General features: G+C 40.1%; 1 protein-coding gene and 1 rRNA gene. One reads left to right on the forward strand and one right to left on the reverse strand.

The window, feature by feature from the left end; translation table 11 throughout:
• Window positions 1–154 precede the first annotated feature (154 nt).
• Entirely contained in the window at window positions 155–2587 is a 2433-nt protein-coding gene (locus tag P1X15_RS32390; protein WP_277342249.1) for an ABC transporter permease, read from the forward strand.
• Window positions 2588–2647: 60 nt separating this feature from the next.
• Here the strand turns inward: P1X15_RS32390 and rrf are convergent.
• Window positions 2648–2752: ribosomal RNA gene (gene rrf / locus P1X15_RS32395) — 5S ribosomal RNA — on the reverse strand; the annotation flags it as partial.

Genomic DNA, 2752 nt, shown 5'->3' on the forward strand with positions numbered 1-2752 from the left:
CAATAAAGAAAATCATTTCGCATTGAAAAGGAAACTTACGCTCAATGCCTTAAAAAACGCTTGGAATAAACTGAAAATTCTCAAAGCAAACGACCCTATTCTGGGTAGGGCTGCGTAACATCAGTTAATTATTCGAGACAAACATCGCAAAGACATGATTGGAAGCTACCTCAAAACCTCTAGTCGCAATTTGATGCGCAACAAGCTTTTCTCTTTTATCAATATTGTAGGCTTGGCCATTAGTATGTCGGTTGGCTTGTTGCTGATTGCCTTTATTATGGACTTGTACTCCTATGATAGATTTCATATAAACGGGGAGCGAATTTATCGTATCACTCATGTAGCCACCGTCAACGACGAGTTAAGTGGTAAATTTGGTTCCACTTCATTAAAACTTGGAAAACTCATCCGGGAAAAAGTAGCTGGAGCCCAAGAAGTCGCAATTGTACACAACGACTTTTCGCAAGATGCCAAAGTGGGCGAAAATATACTCCCTATCAAAGGTTTTTGGGCAGATCCCTCCCTATTTAAGGTGTTCACTTTTCCTATGTTGGAAGGCAATCCTGAAATAGCCCTCAAAGAGCCGTATTCCATTGTAGTGACCGAAACTACGGCTAAAAAACTTTTTGGGAGTACAAATGCATTGGGAAAGGTAATTCAGTTTGATACCCTTCCTTATAGAGTAACGGGCGTTATCAAAGACATTCCTTTCTTTTCGCATATTCACTTTGAAGCTTTGGTATCGCTTTCAACCGCAGAGCAACTCAATAAAAACAACAATTATGAACAATGGGCTAACAAGTGGGCTAACTATGTCTATCTCTTACTCCCTAAAAATGTCGATAAAATGACCATTCAGGCGCAGCTCGATGCCATTGCCAAAGAAGGAAATATCGCCGAAAAAAATACAAAAATCAAACTAGAACTTCTTCCTTTGTATGACTTAGTGGTAGGAGAAAATCTCAGCCGTTCTGAGGCAGGTGCGTCCACAGGGCCACACCTGCCTCCCATTATACTGTGGATTATCGGCGGACTTGCCCTCATCGTGATAATTTCAGCCTGTTTCAATTATACCAATCTTTCAATAGCACGAGCCATTCGCCGCTTAAAAGAAGTAGGGCTTCGCAAAGCCATCGGTGCAGGAAAAAATGAAATACTGCAGCAGTTTTTGATAGAGGCAATTATAATTTCCTTATCAGCGCTTGTTCTTTCGTTCTTCTTATTTCTGACATTGAGGCCCATACTCATCAACCTTGCTCCCGAAATGCAACGTACCATCAAGCTCGAACTCACACCTGCTGTGATGATAGCTTTTATTATTTTTTCAATATTTGTAGGAGCTATTGCAGGTTTTCTACCAGCACTCTTTTTTTCAAAAGTAAGTGCTATGAATGCTTTTCGAAATGCGGCCGCTCCGCTATATCAATCTGCAAAGGTATTCAAGCACCTAAACTTCCGTCGTAGCTTAGTAGTAATTCAATATATATTTACCTTAATCTTTATAACCACTACTGCCATCGGATATGTACAGTATAAAAACATCCTTGCTTTTGATTTGGGATTCAAAACCGAAAATATCCTAAACATTGATACACAAGACAATCGCCCAGAAGTTCTTCTTCAAGAATTGAGTACTCTACCAGAAGTGAAAGCCCTATCACGGTCGCTGATTGTAACCAGCGTCGGGAATGCGTGGGGTGGATTTGTAAAATATCAAAATACACGTGACTCTGCACTAGTAATGACGAACCATGTTGACGAAAATTATTTGCCTTTGCATGAATATAAGCTCATCGCAGGAGAAAATTTCAAGACTCGCTCTACTAGCTCCCAAGCAGCTTCAGAAATGATTGTAAATCAACAATTTCTAAAACGATTTAACATTGGTTATAACGACCCTAAAAAGGCGATTGGGGAGGTTGTTACATTTAGTAATTTCCACGGACCCCGAAAAGCAACTATTGTGGGCGTTATGAAAGATTTCCATTACGGTAAAGTTGACAATCTCATTGGCCCCGTCGCTTTTATGCACTGGACGCCCGGAGACAGGACAATCATCAATGTCAAAATACAGAGTATGGACATGACAGCGACATTAGGTAAAATTGAATCGATTTGGAAAAAATATGACCGCGTTCATCCATTAAAAGCGCAATTTTACGAGGAAGCTATCGAAGAAGCCTATAGCGAATTTTCAATGCTTATTAAAATTATTGGTTTTCTTGCTTTCCTCGCCGTTTCAATTGCTTCGATGGGATTATTCGGGATGGTGGTATTTACGACCGAGACCCACCTAAAAGAGATTGGAATAAGGAAAGTGATGGGTGCCACTGCGGTCAATCTTATCTACATATTGAGTAGAGGTTTTATACTCCAATTGTCTTTAGCAGCTTTTATTGCCCTTCCTCTTACGTACCTTTTCTTTAAAAATTTTGTACTAACCCATTTTCCTTATCATGTACCTGTGCAAGTTTTTGAGCTATTTATTGGCTTACTAATAGTACTACTTATTGCATTTATTATGATTGCTTCCCAAACAATAAAAGCCGCAAAAAGTAATCCCGTAGAGGTTTTGAAAAACGAATAGAAGTTGAGGTCAGGCTAAAAAAAAAAGCAGTTCTTTGCAGAACTGCTTTAGTTGTTAATATCGTGGCGGCTACCTACTTTCCCGGGTGTTATCCCAGTATCATCGGCGGAGCGGGGCTTAACTTCTCTGTTCGGAATGGGAAGAGGTGAACACCCACCCTGTAAC

The sequence above is a fragment of the Runella sp. MFBS21 genome (genome assembly GCF_029433105.1).
Taxonomy (GTDB): domain Bacteria; phylum Bacteroidota; class Bacteroidia; order Cytophagales; family Spirosomataceae; genus Runella.

Excerpts from the sequence above, each read along its gene's own strand:
- P1X15_RS32390 (WP_277342249.1), top strand. The coding sequence starts at position 155 with ATGATTGGAAGCTACCTCAAAACCTCTAGTCGCAATTTGATGCGCAAC.